At 69.9% G+C, this 15,347-nt stretch carries 15 protein-coding genes and 1 tRNA gene; 5 read left to right on the top strand and 11 right to left on the bottom strand.

The window, feature by feature from the left end; translation table 11 throughout:
- Positions 1-43: 43 nt before the first annotated feature.
- Entirely contained in the window at positions 44-283 is a 240-nt protein-coding gene (locus IM778_RS00075) for a cell division protein CrgA (protein WP_127818422.1), read from the bottom strand.
- Between the two features lie 55 nt (positions 284-338).
- Here IM778_RS00075 and IM778_RS00080 point away from each other — a divergent pair, with 55 nt between their 5' ends.
- Genes IM778_RS00080 through IM778_RS00090 form a run of 3 tightly spaced genes read left to right on the top strand, consistent with a single transcriptional unit; the run spans position 339 to position 1,964 of the window.
- A complete protein-coding gene (locus IM778_RS00080; protein WP_228484653.1) occupies positions 339-1,136 on the top strand; it encodes a class E sortase in 798 nt (265 codons plus the stop codon).
- Positions 1,136-1,324 (top strand): hypothetical protein, encoded by a 189-nt coding sequence (locus IM778_RS00085; RefSeq protein ID WP_194410090.1) that lies wholly within the window; start codon positions 1,136-1,138, stop codon positions 1,322-1,324. Before IM778_RS00080 ends, IM778_RS00085 begins: the two co-directional genes overlap by 1 nt.
- 1 nt (position 1,325) lies before the next feature.
- Positions 1,326-1,964: a glutamine amidotransferase-related protein gene (locus IM778_RS00090; protein ID WP_194410091.1), complete on the top strand. Its 639-nt coding sequence runs from the start codon at positions 1,326-1,328 to the stop codon at positions 1,962-1,964.
- 66 nt (positions 1,965-2,030) lie between these two features.
- Here the strand turns inward: IM778_RS00090 and pknB are convergent, their stop codons facing one another.
- The 7 genes from pknB to IM778_RS00125 form a co-directional block, all read right to left on the bottom strand.
- A complete protein-coding gene (gene pknB, locus IM778_RS00095) occupies positions 2,031-3,719 on the bottom strand; it encodes a Stk1 family PASTA domain-containing Ser/Thr kinase (RefSeq protein ID WP_194410092.1) in 1,689 nt (562 codons plus the stop codon).
- A 95-nt stretch (positions 3,720-3,814) separates the two neighbouring features.
- Positions 3,815-5,539 carry a serine/threonine-protein kinase gene (locus IM778_RS00100; protein WP_194410093.1) on the bottom strand — a complete coding sequence of 575 codons (1,725 nt, stop codon included), beginning with the start codon at positions 5,537-5,539 and terminating at the stop codon, positions 3,815-3,817.
- Entirely contained in the window at positions 5,536-6,996 is a 1,461-nt protein-coding gene (locus IM778_RS00105; RefSeq protein ID WP_194410094.1) for a peptidoglycan D,D-transpeptidase FtsI family protein, read from the bottom strand. Before IM778_RS00105 ends, IM778_RS00100 begins: the two co-directional genes overlap by 4 nt.
- An 81-nt stretch (positions 6,997-7,077) precedes the next feature.
- Positions 7,078-8,475 (bottom strand): FtsW/RodA/SpoVE family cell cycle protein, encoded by a 1,398-nt coding sequence (locus IM778_RS00110; protein ID WP_194410095.1) that lies wholly within the window; start codon positions 8,473-8,475, stop codon positions 7,078-7,080.
- The gene (locus tag IM778_RS00115) at positions 8,472-9,710 is read right to left on the bottom strand and encodes a PP2C family protein-serine/threonine phosphatase (protein ID WP_194410096.1); all 1,239 of its coding nucleotides are present in this window, start codon (positions 9,708-9,710) and stop codon (positions 8,472-8,474) included. The genes IM778_RS00110 and IM778_RS00115 overlap by 4 nt, the downstream gene beginning before the upstream one ends.
- Positions 9,711-9,728: 18 nt before the next feature.
- Positions 9,729-10,268, bottom strand: a complete 540-nt coding sequence (locus IM778_RS00120) for an FHA domain-containing protein FhaB/FipA (protein ID WP_194410097.1) — start codon at positions 10,266-10,268, stop codon at positions 9,729-9,731.
- Positions 10,265-11,008, bottom strand: a complete 744-nt coding sequence (locus IM778_RS00125; RefSeq protein ID WP_194410098.1) for an FhaA domain-containing protein — start codon at positions 11,006-11,008, stop codon at positions 10,265-10,267. Before IM778_RS00125 ends, IM778_RS00120 begins: the two co-directional genes overlap by 4 nt.
- A gap of 155 nt (positions 11,009-11,163) precedes the next feature.
- On the opposite strand from IM778_RS00125, the gene IM778_RS00130 reads away from it, so the two are divergent.
- Positions 11,164-11,247 (top strand) — tRNA-Leu (locus IM778_RS00130).
- A gap of 69 nt (positions 11,248-11,316) precedes the next feature.
- On the opposite strand, the gene IM778_RS00135 is transcribed toward IM778_RS00130, so the two are convergent.
- A complete protein-coding gene (locus IM778_RS00135; protein WP_194410099.1) occupies positions 11,317-11,808 on the bottom strand; it encodes a GNAT family N-acetyltransferase in 492 nt (163 codons plus the stop codon).
- A gap of 41 nt (positions 11,809-11,849) precedes the next feature.
- Entirely contained in the window at positions 11,850-12,488 is a 639-nt protein-coding gene (locus tag IM778_RS00140) for a GntR family transcriptional regulator (protein WP_194410100.1), read from the bottom strand.
- Between the two features lie 355 nt (positions 12,489-12,843).
- On the opposite strand from IM778_RS00140, the gene IM778_RS00145 reads away from it, so the two are divergent.
- The gene (locus tag IM778_RS00145; protein WP_127819216.1) at positions 12,844-13,050 is read left to right on the top strand and encodes a cold-shock protein; all 207 of its coding nucleotides are present in this window, start codon (positions 12,844-12,846) and stop codon (positions 13,048-13,050) included.
- A 121-nt stretch (positions 13,051-13,171) separates the two neighbouring features.
- Here IM778_RS00145 and IM778_RS00150 read toward each other — a convergent pair whose 3' ends face one another.
- The gene (locus tag IM778_RS00150) at positions 13,172-15,247 is read right to left on the bottom strand and encodes a bifunctional lysylphosphatidylglycerol flippase/synthetase MprF (protein ID WP_194410101.1); all 2,076 of its coding nucleotides are present in this window, start codon (positions 15,245-15,247) and stop codon (positions 13,172-13,174) included.
- Between the last annotated feature and the right edge of the window lie 100 nt (positions 15,248-15,347).

Consider the following 15,347-nt stretch of genomic DNA (forward strand, 5'->3'; position numbering starts at 1 on the left):
AAAGCCCCGGTCGTCTCAGACCGGGGCGTGTTCCAGAAAGTCGCTATCGCCAGCGCGTCGTCATCAGGAACCCGAGGAAGGCGATGCCGAAGCCGATGACGAGGTTCCAGGCGTCGATACCCGGGATCGGATACTGCATGCCGCTCAGATAGAAGACGAGGATCCAGACCAGACCGATGAGCATCAGTCCGATCATGATCGGCTTGAACCACACCGGGTTGGGTGCGGCCTCGCCTTCTGCGCGCTCGACGAGCGAGTCGTCGTCTTTGCCGGGTCGTGCCATGAACAAGAGTCTAACTGCCAGCCGGGCCTCAGCCGTGCTGTGCGAGAATCCACCTGTGGATGAAGCGGCCGTACCCGTGGGGACTGGGGCGCTGCGGGGGGATGCACGTGCTCGCCCGCGCAGGCGCACGTCCGTCATCGGCGTGATCGGCGAGCTGCTCGTCACCGCCGGTGTGATCGTGCTGCTGTACGTCGTGTGGCAGCTGTGGCTGGGTGATCTCATCTACGGCGCCGAGGCGAAGGCCGAGAGCGAATCGCTGTCGCAGCAGTGGGCGCAGGAGTACGAGCCGGCACCGCTTCCCACCGCGACCGGCGACGGCGGCGAGCCGGTGCCGGTCACCGCCGAGCCGATCCTGCTGCCCGAGCCCGCCGACACCGAGGACTTCGCGATCATGCGGATTCCGCGCCTCGGCGACGACTACGCCTTCACGATGGCCGGTGGGGTCACGCGGTCGGGCACGCTCGACAAGAAGAAGATCGGACACTACCCCGGCACGGCCATGCCCGGACAGCCGGGCAACTTCGCCGTCGCGGCGCACCGTACGACCTACGGCGCTCCGTTCAACCGCATCGCCGACCTCCACGTCGGCGACGCGATCGTCGTGGAGACTCCGGGCGGCTGGTACACATACCGGTTCCGCACGCTCGAGTACGTCACCCCCAGCGAGGTCGAGGTGCTGCTGCCCGTGCCCCAGGCGATGGATGTCCCCGCAGGGACCCCCTACATCACGATGACCAGCTGCAGCCCGATGTTCTCCCTCGCGGAGCGGATCGTCGCGTACGGCGTGTTCGAGTCGTTCACCCCTCGCACCGCGGGCGGCGAGCTGCCGCCCTCTCTCCAGGCGGTGAGCTGATGTACGCGGCGCTGTGGCGAGTCCTCCCCGGCCCGTGGTGGGTGCGGGTGCTGATCCTGCTCGTGCTGGCCGCCGCGGCGCTGTACGGCCTGTTCTTCTACGCCTTCCCGTGGGTCAGCCAGTTCGTCAACCCGCAGGACGTGACGGTGGGCCTGCCGTCGGTGTGGGCCGTCCTGCGGCCGGCGTGACGTGGCGGGTACGCCCCCGGTGCCGATCCTCGTCGTCGACAACCACGACAGCTTCGTCCACACCCTCATCGGCTATCTCCGCGAGCTCGGGGCCGACACCGACCTGATCGAGGCGGATGCGATCGACGACGCCGGCGCCGCCGTGGCCGGGCGCCGTGGAGTGCTCGTCTCGCCCGGCCCCGGCACGCCGGAGGCCGCGGGAGCGTCGATCGACGTGGTCCGCGCGGCAGCGGCCTCCGGCATCCCGCTCCTCGGTGTCTGCCTCGGTCATCAGGCGATCGGCGCGGCGTTCGGCGCCACCGTCGATCACGCCCCCGAGCTGATGCACGGCATGACCTCGCTAGTGCATCACCGTGGGGCGCCGCTGTACGCCGGTCTTCCCGACCCCTTCACCGCGACCCGCTACCACTCGCTGGCGATCGTGCCCGAGACCCTGACCGACGAGCTCGTCGTGACGAGCTGGACGGCGGGCGGCGTGATCATGGGGGTCGCGCACCGCACCGCACCGATCCAGGGTGTGCAGTTCCACCCCGAGAGCGTGCTCACCGACGGCGGATACCGGCTGCTCGGCAACTGGCTCGCGTCGGTCGGGTACCCGGATGCCGCGACCCGCGGCGCGACGCTGAGCCCACGCCGCTGACGCTTCGACCGGCCCGCGGACCGCAACGACGCTGCGGGACCGGCGCGGCGGATCGGGGACCGAGGGTCAGGACCCCGAGCAGAACGTGAGCGTGATCTCGGAGTGCACGGCCACGTCACCGGGGGCGAGCGACTGCGTCGACACGGTCGGCGGAGACGACGCGGCGCAGTTCGCGTCCTCCTGCGTCAGCACCGTGAGCTTCGCGCTCTCGAGCTCACGGGTCGCCGCCTCGACGGTGTAGCCCCGCACGTCGGTGATCGTCACGCGGCCGGAGGCGACCACGAGGTTCACCGTCGTGCCCGCCGGCACGGTCGACCCCTCGGTCTGATCGACCTCCATGACCGTTCCCGCGGACAGGTCGGGATCGTTGCGCTGCGTGATCGTGCCGAGCTGGAGGCCCGCGTCCGCGAGGGCCGCTGTCGCGGCATCCTGCGTCAATCCCTTCAGGGCGGGCACGGTCGACATCTCCTGGCCCGTCGACACGTAGACGCGGACCTCCTGCTCCTCCTCCACCGACGTCCCCGCGACGGGATCGGTGCGGATGACGTCCCCGGCGGCGACGTCGGGGTTCTCCTCATCGATCCGTATGGCGAGCAGATCGTGCTCGGCGAGCACGCCGTTGGCCTGGTCGTACGGCATGCCCGTCACATCCGGCACCTCGCGGACATCGGGCAGCTCGGCGGGCTGGATGGTGAGCACCCAGAACAGCAGCGAGATCAGCAGGACCGCGATCAGCGCGACGCCGGCCCAGATCCACGCGACCGGCGGACCGGCTTGCGTGCGCTTCATGGTGGTGTCGGTGCTGAGCTGCCGCAGCGATCGCGCCGTCTCTGCCGCGTGGCGGGGATTGGGCCCGTAGAGCTCGCTCGTGAGCGCCCCCACCTGCCGCTTCGAGGGCTGGCGGCCGTCGACGGTCGCATCGAGCGCCTCGCGGAAGCCCGCGGCGTCCTGATAGCGCTGGAACGGGTCTTTCGCGAGTGCGCGCAGCGCGACGGTGTCGAGCGCCCGGGGCACCGTCTCGTTCACCTCGGACGGCGCCATCGGAGCCTCGCTGACGTGCTGGTACGCCACGGCCACCGGCGACTCGCCGCGGAACGGCTGCCGCCCCGTCAGCAGCTCGTACAGCACGACACCGGTCGAGTACACGTCGGCGCGCGCGTCGACCGGCTCGCCCTTCGCCTGCTCGGGTGAGAAGTACGCGGCCGTGCCGAGGATCTGCGTGGTCTCGGCGACCGTGGACGAGCTGTCCGACACCGCGCGGGCGATGCCGAAGTCCATCACCTTGACCTGCCCGGCGTCGGTCACCATGACGTTGCCGGGCTTGATGTCGCGGTGCACCACACCCGCGCGGTGCGAGTACTCGAGGGCCTCGAGGATGCCGTCGACGTAGCGCACGGTGTCCGTCACGGGAACCGGGCCCTCGGCGATGATGTCCTTGAGGAGCCGGCCCTTGACGAGCTCCATCACGATGTACGGCACCGGACGCGGCGTGCCGTCGGCAGCGGTGAAGGAGTCCTCGCCTGCGTCGTACACCCGCACGATGGTCGGGTGCGCCATGCGCGAGGCGGCCTGCGCCTCGAGACGGAACCGCGTGCGGAACGCGTTGTCGTCGGCGAGCTCGCGATCGAGGATCTTGATGGCGACCTCGCGTCCGAGCGTGAGGTCGTAACCGCGATAGACGCTGGCCATGCCACCACGACCGATGCGGTCGTCGACGCGATAGCGCCCCGAAAGCACGCGCGGCTCAGCTGTCACGGTCACTCCCTGCGTGGAACTTCAGCCAGACTACCGATGCCACGGGAGGGCCACGTCACGCAGAACGCGCGAGACGCGGCCCACCCGCTGCGACATCACCCCTCGTCGTCCGCTTCCTCGCTCGGCGCGGGGCTGGGGGCGGGCTGGACCGTGGCGTTGGCCTCACCGGAGGTCCCCGAGGTGCGCTCGCCCGAGCTGCCGCCCGTGCACGTGACGGTGTACGTCACGATGACGGTGCCGGAGGTGACGTTCGCGGGGATCGTGATCTGCGTGGACCGTTCCGAGCCGCCGAACGCCGACGTCGACTGGCCGTTGGGGAACGTGCCGATGCTCGTGGTGAAGTTGTACGAGCTGGGCGAGCCCTCCCCTGCCGGGCAGGAGTACCCCGGCCAGTTCACGCCGACGGAGCCGCCGGGCGTCACGGTGGCCGCAGCGAGGGTGGGCGCACCGGGCGTGTCCATGGGCACCTGAGGGCCGTACGAGATCAGCGTGATCGTCGTGCCGGGCTCGACCCGACCGATCGGGTTGACGTCGTAGACGACGCCCTGGTCGCCTTCGGTGGGCGCGGCGTTGCCGGTCTGGCAGTCCGCGACCAGCTCGTTCTCCACGAGCACGGCGGTCGCCTGGTCGCACGTCATGCCGACCAGGCCGAGCGCCCCCACGTCGACCCGCTCCGCGGTGGGTGACGGCGTCGGGCTCGGGGTGGTCGAGCGGGTCGCCGACGGCGTCGACGGTCCCGGCTCGGGATCGCCCTGGTTGGCGAGGATGGCCCAGATGGTGCCGCCGAGCACGAGCAGAAGCAGCACGATGAGCGCGATGAGCGGCCAGGTCCACGGGCTGCGCTTCTTCTTCTCGCCCTCTTCCTCGGTGACGCCCTCTTCCTCGGCGGTCGTCATGACCCGCGTGGCGGCAGCCGTGTCCCCTGCGGCCAGAAGCTGCGTGGCGTCGTCGCCGCCGACGCCGCCCGCGATCGCCGGCACGGCGGCCGCAGCGGCGGCGACATCGCCACGGCGCAGCGCGGTGGCGGCGCGTGCGACGGCGGCGGCGGTGGCCGGCCGCTCCTCGGGCTTCTTGGCGATCATCGCCATGACGAGGTTCTGCACCGGGGCTGCGACCGTTGCCGGAAGCGGGGGCGGCTGCTCGTTGATCTGGGCCATCGCGATCGCGACCTGCGACTCGCCCGTGAACGGGCGCTTGCCGGCGAGGCTCTCGTACGCGACGATCCCCAGCGAGTAGATGTCGGTGGCGGGGGATGCCGGATGCCCGGACGCCTGCTCGGGCGACAGGTACTGCACCGTGCCCATCACCTGGCCGGTGGCGGTGAGAGGCACCTGATCGGCGATGCGCGCGATGCCGAAGTCGGTGATCTTCACGCGGCCGTCGGGCGTGATGAGCAGGTTGCCGGGCTTGATGTCGCGGTGGACGAGGCCCGCCGCGTGCGCGGCCTGCAGCGCGGCCGAGGTCTGCGCAACGATGTCGAGCGTCTTGTCGGTCGACAGCGACCCGTCGCGCTCGAGGATCGTCGACAGCGCTTCGCCGGGAACGAGCTCCATCACCAGGAACGCGCTGCCGTTCTCCTCGCCGTAGTCGAACACGCTCGCGATGCCCTCGTGATTCACGAGAGCCGCGTGGCGCGCCTCGGCGCGGAAGCGCTCCAGGAACCCCGGATCGCCCATGTACTCGTCTTTGAGGATCTTGATGGCGACCGTTCGTCCGATGACGTGGTCAGTCGCTTCCCAGACCTCACCCATGCCGCCGATCGCAATACGCGAATCGAGTTCGTAACGGCCGCCGAAGGTCACGCCTTGCGTCGGTCTCATCTGCCCAGCACCGCCTCCATGACCTTCTTCGCGATGGGAGCGGCGATCGTGTTGCCGCTTCCCGACTGTCCCTGCCCGCCGCCGTCCTCCACGACGACTGCCACGGCGACTTCGGGGTTGTCGGCCGGAGCGAACCCCGTGAACCAGAGCGTGTACGGCTCGGCCCCGGTGTTCTCCGCGGTGCCGGTCTTACCGGCCACGTCGACCCCGTCTATTCTTGCACCCGACGCCGCACCGTCACTGACATTGGCGACCATCATCGCCGCGAGCTCGTCGGCGAGTCCCCGTTCCAGGGCGCGGCCGAACTCGACGTCGTCGAAGGTCTGCTGCACAGACAGGTCGGGTCCGATCACGCGGTCCACCATACGGGGATTCATCACGACGCCCCCGTTCGCGATCCCGGCCGAGACCATCGCCATCTGCAGCGGCGTGGCCGTCACCTGGCCCTGGCCGAAGCCGCTCAGCGCAGTCTGCGCGTCGTCCATGATCGTGCGCGGGTAGCCCGACGGCGTCGAGACGAGAGGGATCTCCAGCGACATGTTGAAGCCGTACTTCTCGGCCTCCTTGCGGATGGCGGTGTCTCCGAGCTCGACGGCGAGTTCGGCGAACGGGATGTTGCAGCTCAGGCGGAGCGCATCGGCGAGGGTGACCGTCGGGCCGGGGCCGCACGCGCCGCCGCTGGCGTTGTGGACGATGCTGCTGGACTGCGGCAGCTGGTACGTCGCGGGATTGGGCAGCGTCGACTCCGGGGTGTAGTCGCCCGAGGCGAGCGCCGCCGACGCGACGACGAGCTTGAACGTCGAGCCCGGCGGGTTGAGGTCGCCGGCGATCGCGCGGTTCGACAGCGGCTTGCCGGGGTCGGCGACGAGCGCGTCGTACGCGGCGTTGACCTCACCGGTGGCGTGGGAGGCGAGGATGTTCGTGTCGTAGCTCGGGCTCGTGACCATCGCGAGCACGCGCCCGGTCGCCGGCTCGATCGCCATCACGGCGCCCTGCAGGTCGCCGAGGGCCTCGTAGGCGGCGCGCTGCACGTTCGCGTCGAGCGAGAGGACCACGTTCGACCCGCGCGGAGGCTGTCCTGTGAAGATCCGCTCGATGCGCGAGAAGAACTGCGAACCGCCGGTGCCGCTGAGCTGCTGGTTCATCGCCTGCTCGATCTGGGTGGCCGAGCCCAGGGCGGGATTGATGTACCCCGTCACGGGCGCCCACATGTCGGCATCCGTGTAGACCCGCTGCCAGCTGTAGAGGTCTCCCGACGGAACCGACGACGCGATGGCCGAGCCGCTCGCGATGATCGAACCGCGCTGCACCTCGTACGAGTCGTAGAGCGCGCGCCGGTTCGCGGGATTGGCGCCGAGCTCGTCGGCCTGCACCACCTGGATCCAGCTGGTCGAGCCGAACAGCGCGAGGAACATGATCAGCATCAGGATGCTGAGACGCCTGAGCTCTTTCGTCACGACCGGCACCTCCCTCGGACGCGCGGCGAGGCGGTTCCTGAGCAGGTCGCGAAGCGACCGTGCCGAACGGCTTTCGTCATGTCAGCCGATCACCACCCGGGGCCGGCTGCGCACCGCGTCGGAGATCCGCAGCAGGAGCGCCACGATGATCCAGTTCGCCACGAGCGACGAGCCGCCCGCCGCGAGGAACGGCGTGGTGAGACCGGTGAGCGGGATGATGCGCGTCACGCCGCCGACCATGATGAACACCTGCAGCGCGATCGTGAACGACAGCCCCGTCGCGAGCAGCTTGCCGAAATCGTCCTGGCCGGCCAGGCCGATGCGGATGCCGCGGCTCGTGAACACCATGTAAAGCGCCAGGATCGCGAAGACGCCGACCAGACCGAGCTCCTCCCCCAGCGCCGGCAGGATGTAGTCGCTCTCGGCGACCGGCGTGAGGTAGGGGCGGCCCTGCCCGAGTCCGGTGCCGATGAGCCCGCCGTGGGCCATGCCGAAGAGGCCGTTGACGAGCTGGAAGCTGGAGTTGTCCATGAGCGCCGGGTTGAAGGCGTCGAGCCAGTTCGTGAACCGCGCCCCGACGTACGGCAGGATCCGCGACGCGAGGAAGGCCCCCGACACCGCCAGCACCACACCGATGAGCACCCAGCTCGTCTTGCCCGTGGCGACGTACAGCATCGCCACGAACATGCCGAAGATGAGCACGCCGGTTCCGAGGTCGCGCTGCATGACGATGATGCCGAGAGAGACCAGCCAGATCACCAGCAGCGGGCCCAGCTCTCTCGCGCGCGGCCAGTTCATGCCGAGGAACCGGGTGCCCGTGGACGTGAGGCTCTCACGGGTGCGCACGAGGTAGCCGGCGAAGAAGATCGCGAGGGCGATCTTCGCCAGCTCCCCCGGCTGGAACGTGAAGAAGCCCAGGTCAACCCAGACATCGGCGTTCCCGCCGCCGCTGAGTCCGGGGATGATCGGCAGGATCAGCAGCACGATGCCGACGAAGCCGAAGATGTACGTGTAGCGGAAGAGCACGCGATAGTTCCGCAGAGCCAGCACGACGGCGATGGCGGCCACCAGCGCGATGGCGGCCCACGCGAGCTGCCGCGTGGAGAACGCGTCCCAGCCGTGGCGGTCCCAGTGCAGATCGAGCCGGTAGATCATCGCGAGGCCGACGCCGGTCAGCAGCGTGGCGATGGGGACGACGAAGGGGTCGGCGTCGCGCGCCCGCAGTCGCAGCACGATGTGCAGGGCCACGACCAGCGCGGTGAGCCCGCCGCAGTAGACCAGGAAGGTCCAGTCGATCGCGCCGAGCTCGCCGAGCTGCACGAGGGCGACCGCCGAGCCGTTGATGAGGAACGCGAAGATCAGCAGGCCGAGCTCGCGGTTGCGCTGCGTCTGCGGCACCCGGATGCGACGGAGCGCGCGGATGACGGCGGTGTCGGCGGAGACCGCGGCGGTCGCCGGGCTGCTGGTGGACGCGCTCATCGACTCCCTCCCGCCAGTTCGCTGATGTCGGCGACGATACGGCGTGCGTCTGAGAGGGAGCTCGCCGAGATTGTTCCCACGACGGTGGCGCGCGCGAAGTCCGACAGGTCGTCCAGCGGGATCTGGGTGTCTTCGTACGGCGTGGACAGCGAGATCGGGCCGATGTTCTGCTGCACGCCCTGGTAGATCACCACCGTGTCCTCATCGGCGCCGACGAAGTAGCGCGTCTGCGTCCACTGGTAGCCGAGCCAGGCGGCGCCGCCGAGGAGCAGGAGCACGAGAGCGACGCCCGTGATCCATCCCACGCGCCGGCGCCGGGCACGGCGCCGGTCCTCCTCGATGAGCTCTTCGAGGAACTCGGGAGCGGGCTCGAAGTGGGTCGGCTCGTTCGCCGCCTGACGGCTCGGATGCAGCCAGCTCGACCGCCGCGGCGCCGCGGCGGGCACTTCGATGCCGACCGGGTTCGACGCGGAGCCGACGATCGTCGGCGTGCCCGAGAAGAGCGGGTGCTGACCGCCGACGTCGACGATGACGACCGTGACGTTGTCGGGTGCGCCGCCGTCGAGCGCCTGCTTGAGCAGGTGGTCCGCGGTGCGTCCCGGCGCGAGGCCGAGGCCGAGGGTCTTGGCGATATGGGGTTCGTCCACGACACCCGACAGGCCGTCGGAGCACAGCAGCCAGCGGTCGCCGGGCTGCGTCGGCATGATGAACGTGTCGATCTCGGGATCGGGGTCCATGTCGCCGAGCACGCGCATCAGCACCGAGCGGCGCGGGTGGTAGCGCGCCTCTTCGGGGGTGATGCGGCCGGAGTCGACGAGCCGCTGCACGAAGGTGTGGTCGGTGGTGATCTGGGTGAGCGCGCCGTCGCGGTACAGGTAGATGCGCGAGTCGCCGATGTGCGCGATGACGGCGTAGTCGTCGACCATGATCATCGCGCTGACCGTCGTGCCCATGCCCGCGAGCTCGGGCCGCAGCTGCACGGTGTCGATGAGCTCTACCGCGGTGGCCGAGATCGCGTCGCCGAGGGCCTTCTCGGCCGCGACCGTCGACTCATAGGGCTGGTCCAGCCGCTCCAGGCGCGTGATCGCGAGGCTCGAGGCGACGTCGCCCCCGGCGTGGCCGCCCATGCCGTCGGCGACGATGAACAGGTTCGAGCCGGCGTAGCCCGAGTCCTGGTTGTTGGAGCGCACCTTGCCGGTGTGCGAGATCGCGGCGCTCGAGCCCTGGAAGACCATATGCGAGGGGACCGCCCGCTACTTCCGCAGCTCGAAGGTCGTGGCGCCGACCTTGATCGGGGCGCCGACCTTCACGGGTACGGGTGCGGTGACGCGGACGCCGTCGTGCCATGTGCCGTTGGTGGAGTCGAGGTCCTGGATCATCCACTGGTCGCCCCACAGCACCAGGCGCGCGTGATGGCTCGAGGTGTAGTCGTCGCGGATCACGAGCCCCGACTCGCTCGAGCGCCCGATCGTGAGGGGTTCGTTGCCGAGCGGCAGCTCGAGTCCCGCCTTGGGTCCGCTGGTGATCACGATGCGCGAGACGGCGTCGGTCGTGGCCGGCCCGCCCGCCGCGGCTCCGGTCGCTGCCGGCCGGGACGAGACCGGGGCGGTGGCCGACGACGCCGAGGGGGCGGATGCCGCGACCCCGGGCGCGGCGGCGGCCGCGGGCTCCGGCATCCGTCGCACCTTCACACCGAACAGGTCGGCGCGCAGCGAGTAGACGACCGAGAACACGAAGGCCCACAGCAGCACGAGGAACGCGATGCGCAGCAGCAGCAGAGTCAGCTCGCTCATGCCAGCGGGCCTCCTTCCCGGAGGTCGAACCTGCGCGTCGCCTCGTCGGCGGGCATCGAGGGCTTGGGGGGTGAGGCCTGGGCCACCACGCGGAAGACGATATCGGTGCGTCCGATCGTGACGGTCGAGTCGGGCGGGAGCGCGGCCTCGGTGACGGGCTTGCCGTTGAGCTTGGTGCCGTTGGTGGACTTCATGTCGCGCACCATCGCGCGCTCGCCGTCCCAGAGGATCTCGACGTGCTTGCGGCTGGTTCCGGCGTCGGCGATCGTGATGTCGGCGTCGCTGCCGCGGCCGATCACGGTGCGGGATTTCGCCAGCGGGATGCGGCGCCCCTCGACGTCGACCACTCCCCGCCATGCGACGCGCCCGCCCTGCGCGGTCGACGACTCGACCCGCAGGGTGCCGGTCGACACCTGCTCGTCGCGTGTCAGCGAGATCGAGACGGGTCCTGCGAACGAATAGCCCTGCGCCTTGGCATGCGTGTGCACGAGCGTGTCGAGCTCGTGGATCAGGGCGTCGCCGAGCGCCGACATCCGGTCATCGTCGGACGCCGACAGATGGACCGAGAACGTGTTGGGCGCGAGGATGCGGTCGCGCGTGACGACGGCGGCCTTCTTGTCGAGTTCGCTGCGGAGTGCCGAAGCGATCTCGACAGGCTGGATGCCGCTGCGGAAGGTCTTGGCGAACGCGCTGTTCACAGCGCGTTCGAGACCTTTCTCGAAGCTGTCAAGTAGTCCCACGGGGCTCCTCGGACGGGGGGTGCCGGTTGGTACATGCTAATTGCACAGTCTGTATCAGCGATGGAGGCGCTGTGGACGGGCGAGTTCGGCTGCGGTGGCGGTGCGTGATATCCTCGGCAAGTTGAGTTTCGCGGAGTCCACGGATGCCGCGATTCGCGCGAGTGGCGGAATAGGCAGACGCGCTGGCTTCAGGTGCCAGTGCCCGAAAGGGCGTGGGGGTTCAACTCCCCCCTCGCGCACAGCGGTGAAGAGGGCTCCCGAGAGGGGGCCCTCTTCGCGTTCGCGGCCGGCACCTCGCGCCCGTCCGCTCAGACGCCGTCGAGGGCGGGAACGAGCGTGAAGACGATCTCCTCGACCTCGCGGCCGAGGCCCGGTGCGAAGTCGACGTTGCGCGAGACCTCAGTGAAGCCGTTGCGCTCGAGCACGGCGATCGACCCCGTGTTGTGGGCGGCGGCACGGGCGAACAGCGGCCGCGTGGGCTCGCGCGAGATCAGCAGTCGCAGCGCTTCGGTCGCCACCCCGCGTCCCCACGCGTGGCGGGCGATCCAGTAGGTCACCTCGCGGTCGCCGTCGACGGTGAAGGCACCCGCCGTGCCGGCGAATCCGCCGTTCTCGGTGACCACGAGGAACTGCACGTCGTCGGATGCGCGCTGTCGCCGGATCCAGGCGTCGAACGCGGCCCGGTCGTCGGGATCCTTCGCGGTGAACGCCGCCATCGCGATCGCCTCGCGGTCGCGCATCATCTCGAAGACCGCGTCGAGATCGTCGTCGTCCAGCGGGCGCAGCTCGATGTGCTTCACGTGCCCAACGTAGCGAGGACCGCCGACGGCGAGAAGCGGCGTCAGTCCAGGCCGTGCTGGGCGCGCAGCGCGCGCTCCGCCCAGTCGGCGTCGCGCGCCAGCAGCGCGGCGCGGAAGTCCTCGTACGCCTCGCTGCGGCGGATCGGGCACTCGATGTACGGGTGCCACCCGGCGAGGTTGCGGCGGATGACGAACTCGGCCTCGCGCATGACCACGACGTACGCGCGGTTGCGCGCGGCGTGCGTGAGCGTGGCGAAGAGCGTCGTGCTGCCGTCGATGATGCCGAGCCGGTCGTCGGCGCGGGAGGCGGCGATGACGTCGTCGAGCTGCTCGACGAGCACGCGGAGCTCGTCGTCGGTGCAGCGTGCGACGGCGAGGCGCACGATGTTGCCCAGCATGAGGACGGCGAACTCGTGCGTCTCTCTCAGCAGCGCCGTGTCGGGGATCGACACGCGCGTGTAGCGGTTCGGCGACACCTCGACCAGGCCGGTGCGCGCGAGCCGCTGCAGTGCCTCGCGCACCGGGGTGCGCGAGACCCCGAGCCGCTCGGCGAGTTCCTGGTCGCGCAGCCGCTCCCCCGGCGCGAGCCGGCCGTCGAGGATCGCTTCGCCGAGCCGGGCGTAGACCTCGTCTCCGAGGACGGTGCCGCGCGGCTCGATCGCGATGAAGGGAGCTGTCATGGGTGCGACAAGTGTACGACGGACGATTCATCTGCATAGACCCGGAATTCCGCGCCCTCGACCCCATCGCCGGCGGTCGTCGAAAGCGGCGGGCCGCGGCATCCGACTGTCGCCACGAAGGGGATATATCGGTACGATTGCGATGTTCACGCTACGGCGTGGCCTATCCGGGGGGATCCGTCGACGCCCGGGCTTGGAGCACCGCTCGGCCCGGGCGTGCGATGGGCCCGCGTGTGACTCTCTGCAACATTTGTGTCACCATCTTCGGCCCGACTCTCGCCGCGCGCCGCCCGCTTCACTACGTTGGGAGGAACTCGCCGCAGATCGCAGCGAGTCCAACGAAGAACGGCAAGTAATGAGCACGCAGGGCACCGTCAAGTGGTTCAACTCGGAGAAGGGATTCGGCTTCATCGCGCCGGATGAGGGCGGCGCAGACGTCTTCGCGCACTACAGCGCCATCGAGTCGTCCGGATACCGCTCCCTCGAAGAGAACCAGCGCGTGGAGTTCGACATCGCGCAGGGACCGAAGGGCCTCCAGGCCGAGAACATCCGCCCGCTCTGAGTCGAGCGAGCACCCGGCCTATCGAACGGCTGCGGGCTGCGGCATCCCTCTTCTGCACCGAACGGATACCGCAGCCCGCGAGCGTGCGCGCGTACCGTGCGCCGCACCCGCGGTGGACGGTTCAGTCGCGCTCGCCGCGCGCGAGTTCCAGGCCCGCGCCCGCGAACTGACGCAGGGTCGCGTCGGGGAGGAACGCGCGCGTGAGCGCCCCGCCGATGCGCGTGAGGTCGCTCTCGTCACGGTAGAGCAGGTACATCGTCTCGTACCGCGGGTGGAACTTCTGCTTGAACCGGTGCAGTGACCCGAAGCCGTAGACCGGCTCGAGGATCTCGGCGAGCTTGTCGCTGAGGGTCGCGATCATGCCGGCGTCGGGCGGGTAGTCGTGGGCCAGCGGTGCGCCCGAGAGCGACATGATCTCGGCGCCCTCCTCGGAGAAGAGCTTGGCCGAGGATCCGATGAGGAACTCCATCACCGGTCCGAACCCGCCCTCGCGGCGCCGCATGAGATCGAGCGTCCAGCCCCGGATGCTCCCGTCGCCGCCGAAGACCGGCAGCCACGACAGGAAGCCGTCGACATCGCCGTTGGGCGCGATCGCGAGAGCGAGGCGCACCTCCGGGGCCTCGGCCTCGACCAACGTTCCGAGCGTGAAGCCCATCTCGGGCAGGCCCTTGTCGCCGACCCACATCTCCGAGATCGCGCGCAGCTGCTGACGCACCCCCCACGGCTCGTCGGCGAGACGTGTCATGCGGAACGTCATCTCTTCGCGCCCGGCGCGATTGAGCGACGACCGCACCGAGTTCCACTGCTTGCCGGTGAACTGCAGGCCCGGCAGGTCGACGATCGTGTCGTCGGCGACCACGAGGCTGCGCCACGTCGACGGCACGGCCGCGCGCGTGTTCTCGTCGGCGCTGAAGAAGCACGGTACGAGTCCGGCGTGCTCCGCCATCCGGACGAACTCGTCGACGGATGCCGCGCGCGTCGCCGCGGGGCCCAGCGGGTCGGCGAGTGCGAGCGCCACGCCCGCGCGACGCTGGTACGCCACGATGCCGTGCGTGGTCCGGGCGTAGGAGTTGCCGTCCCACGTGGTCATCCACGAGAGCGTGCCGCCGCCGTCGGCGCGCAGCATGGCCTTCACATCGTCGACCGAGGGTGCGGGCTGCCCGCCGATCGTCGAGGTGCGGCGTGCGCGGAAGGCGCGGCGGACCCAGATCAGATAGCCGAGCATGAGCAGCCACAGGATGCCGCTCGCGATCGCGAGCTCGGTCTCGCCGTCGATCACCGACTCGACCTGCGCCTCGCTCGTGACGACGATGCCGACCACGATCAGCGCGGCCGTCAGCACGTTGAAGACGCCGAGGATGACACCCAGCACCCACGCCCAGCGACGGCCGCGGCGCAGTCCGTTCGCGATGAGCAGGATGACGACGGTGTCGATCGCGAAGTCGACGAACCCGCCCGACACCGGCTCGGTGGGCCCGAAGGGGCCGTCGGTGGGCACCAGGATCGAGACGACCTGCGTCGCCCCGATGACCAGCACCGCGATGAACGCGAGCAGGCGCTGCTCGCGCACGGTGGTGCGCTGGATGCGCAGCGACCGGTCGACGAAGAGCACCAGCAGCACCGCCATCAGGTGCTCGAGGTCGGCGAGGGTGCCCCAGAAGATCATCGCGATGAACACGAAGCCGAGGAGCACGAGCCACGCGCGCACCCGCCACGGCGGCACGAAGAGACCGACCGCCGCGGCGATGCACGCCATCGTGCCCCCCGACGCGCCGACGTCGAGCGCCTGCGCCTGAGTCTCGGCCCACGCCCAAGGGAGCTGCGACAGCGGCCACAGCACGAGCGCCGTCGCGAAGATCGCGAACAGCTGCCCCACCCAGTAGTACGCGAGGGCGACCAGCGAGCCGCGCCGGAACTCGAGATAGGCCATGCCGGCGAACCCGGCGATCGTGAAGAGGTACACCCACGGCTGGTTGACGAAGAACGTCCCGGTCACGGGCGTCCACCAGCGGCCGTCGGCGAAGGCGGGCAGTCCGTACGCGACGACGTCGTACATCCCGCTGTCTTCGAAGGGCCGCCACAGCCCCTGCCCGATCACCCCGGCAGCGAGGATCAGGGCGACCATCGCGAGCGTCGCCGGGATGCGGCGCATCGTCGCGACAACACGGTTCGGTGTCTGAGTCTTCGCGGCGCTCATGCGTTCAGGGTACTGGCCGGGGGTTTCGTGCGTTTCGTCTCGCTTCGCTCGCTCAACGACCGGGGGGTGTCGGTCGTTGAGCGAGGGAGCGTCAGCGACC

This window comes from Microbacterium cremeum, from assembly GCF_015277855.1.
GTDB classification, from domain to species: Bacteria; Actinomycetota; Actinomycetes; order Actinomycetales; family Microbacteriaceae; genus Microbacterium; species Microbacterium cremeum.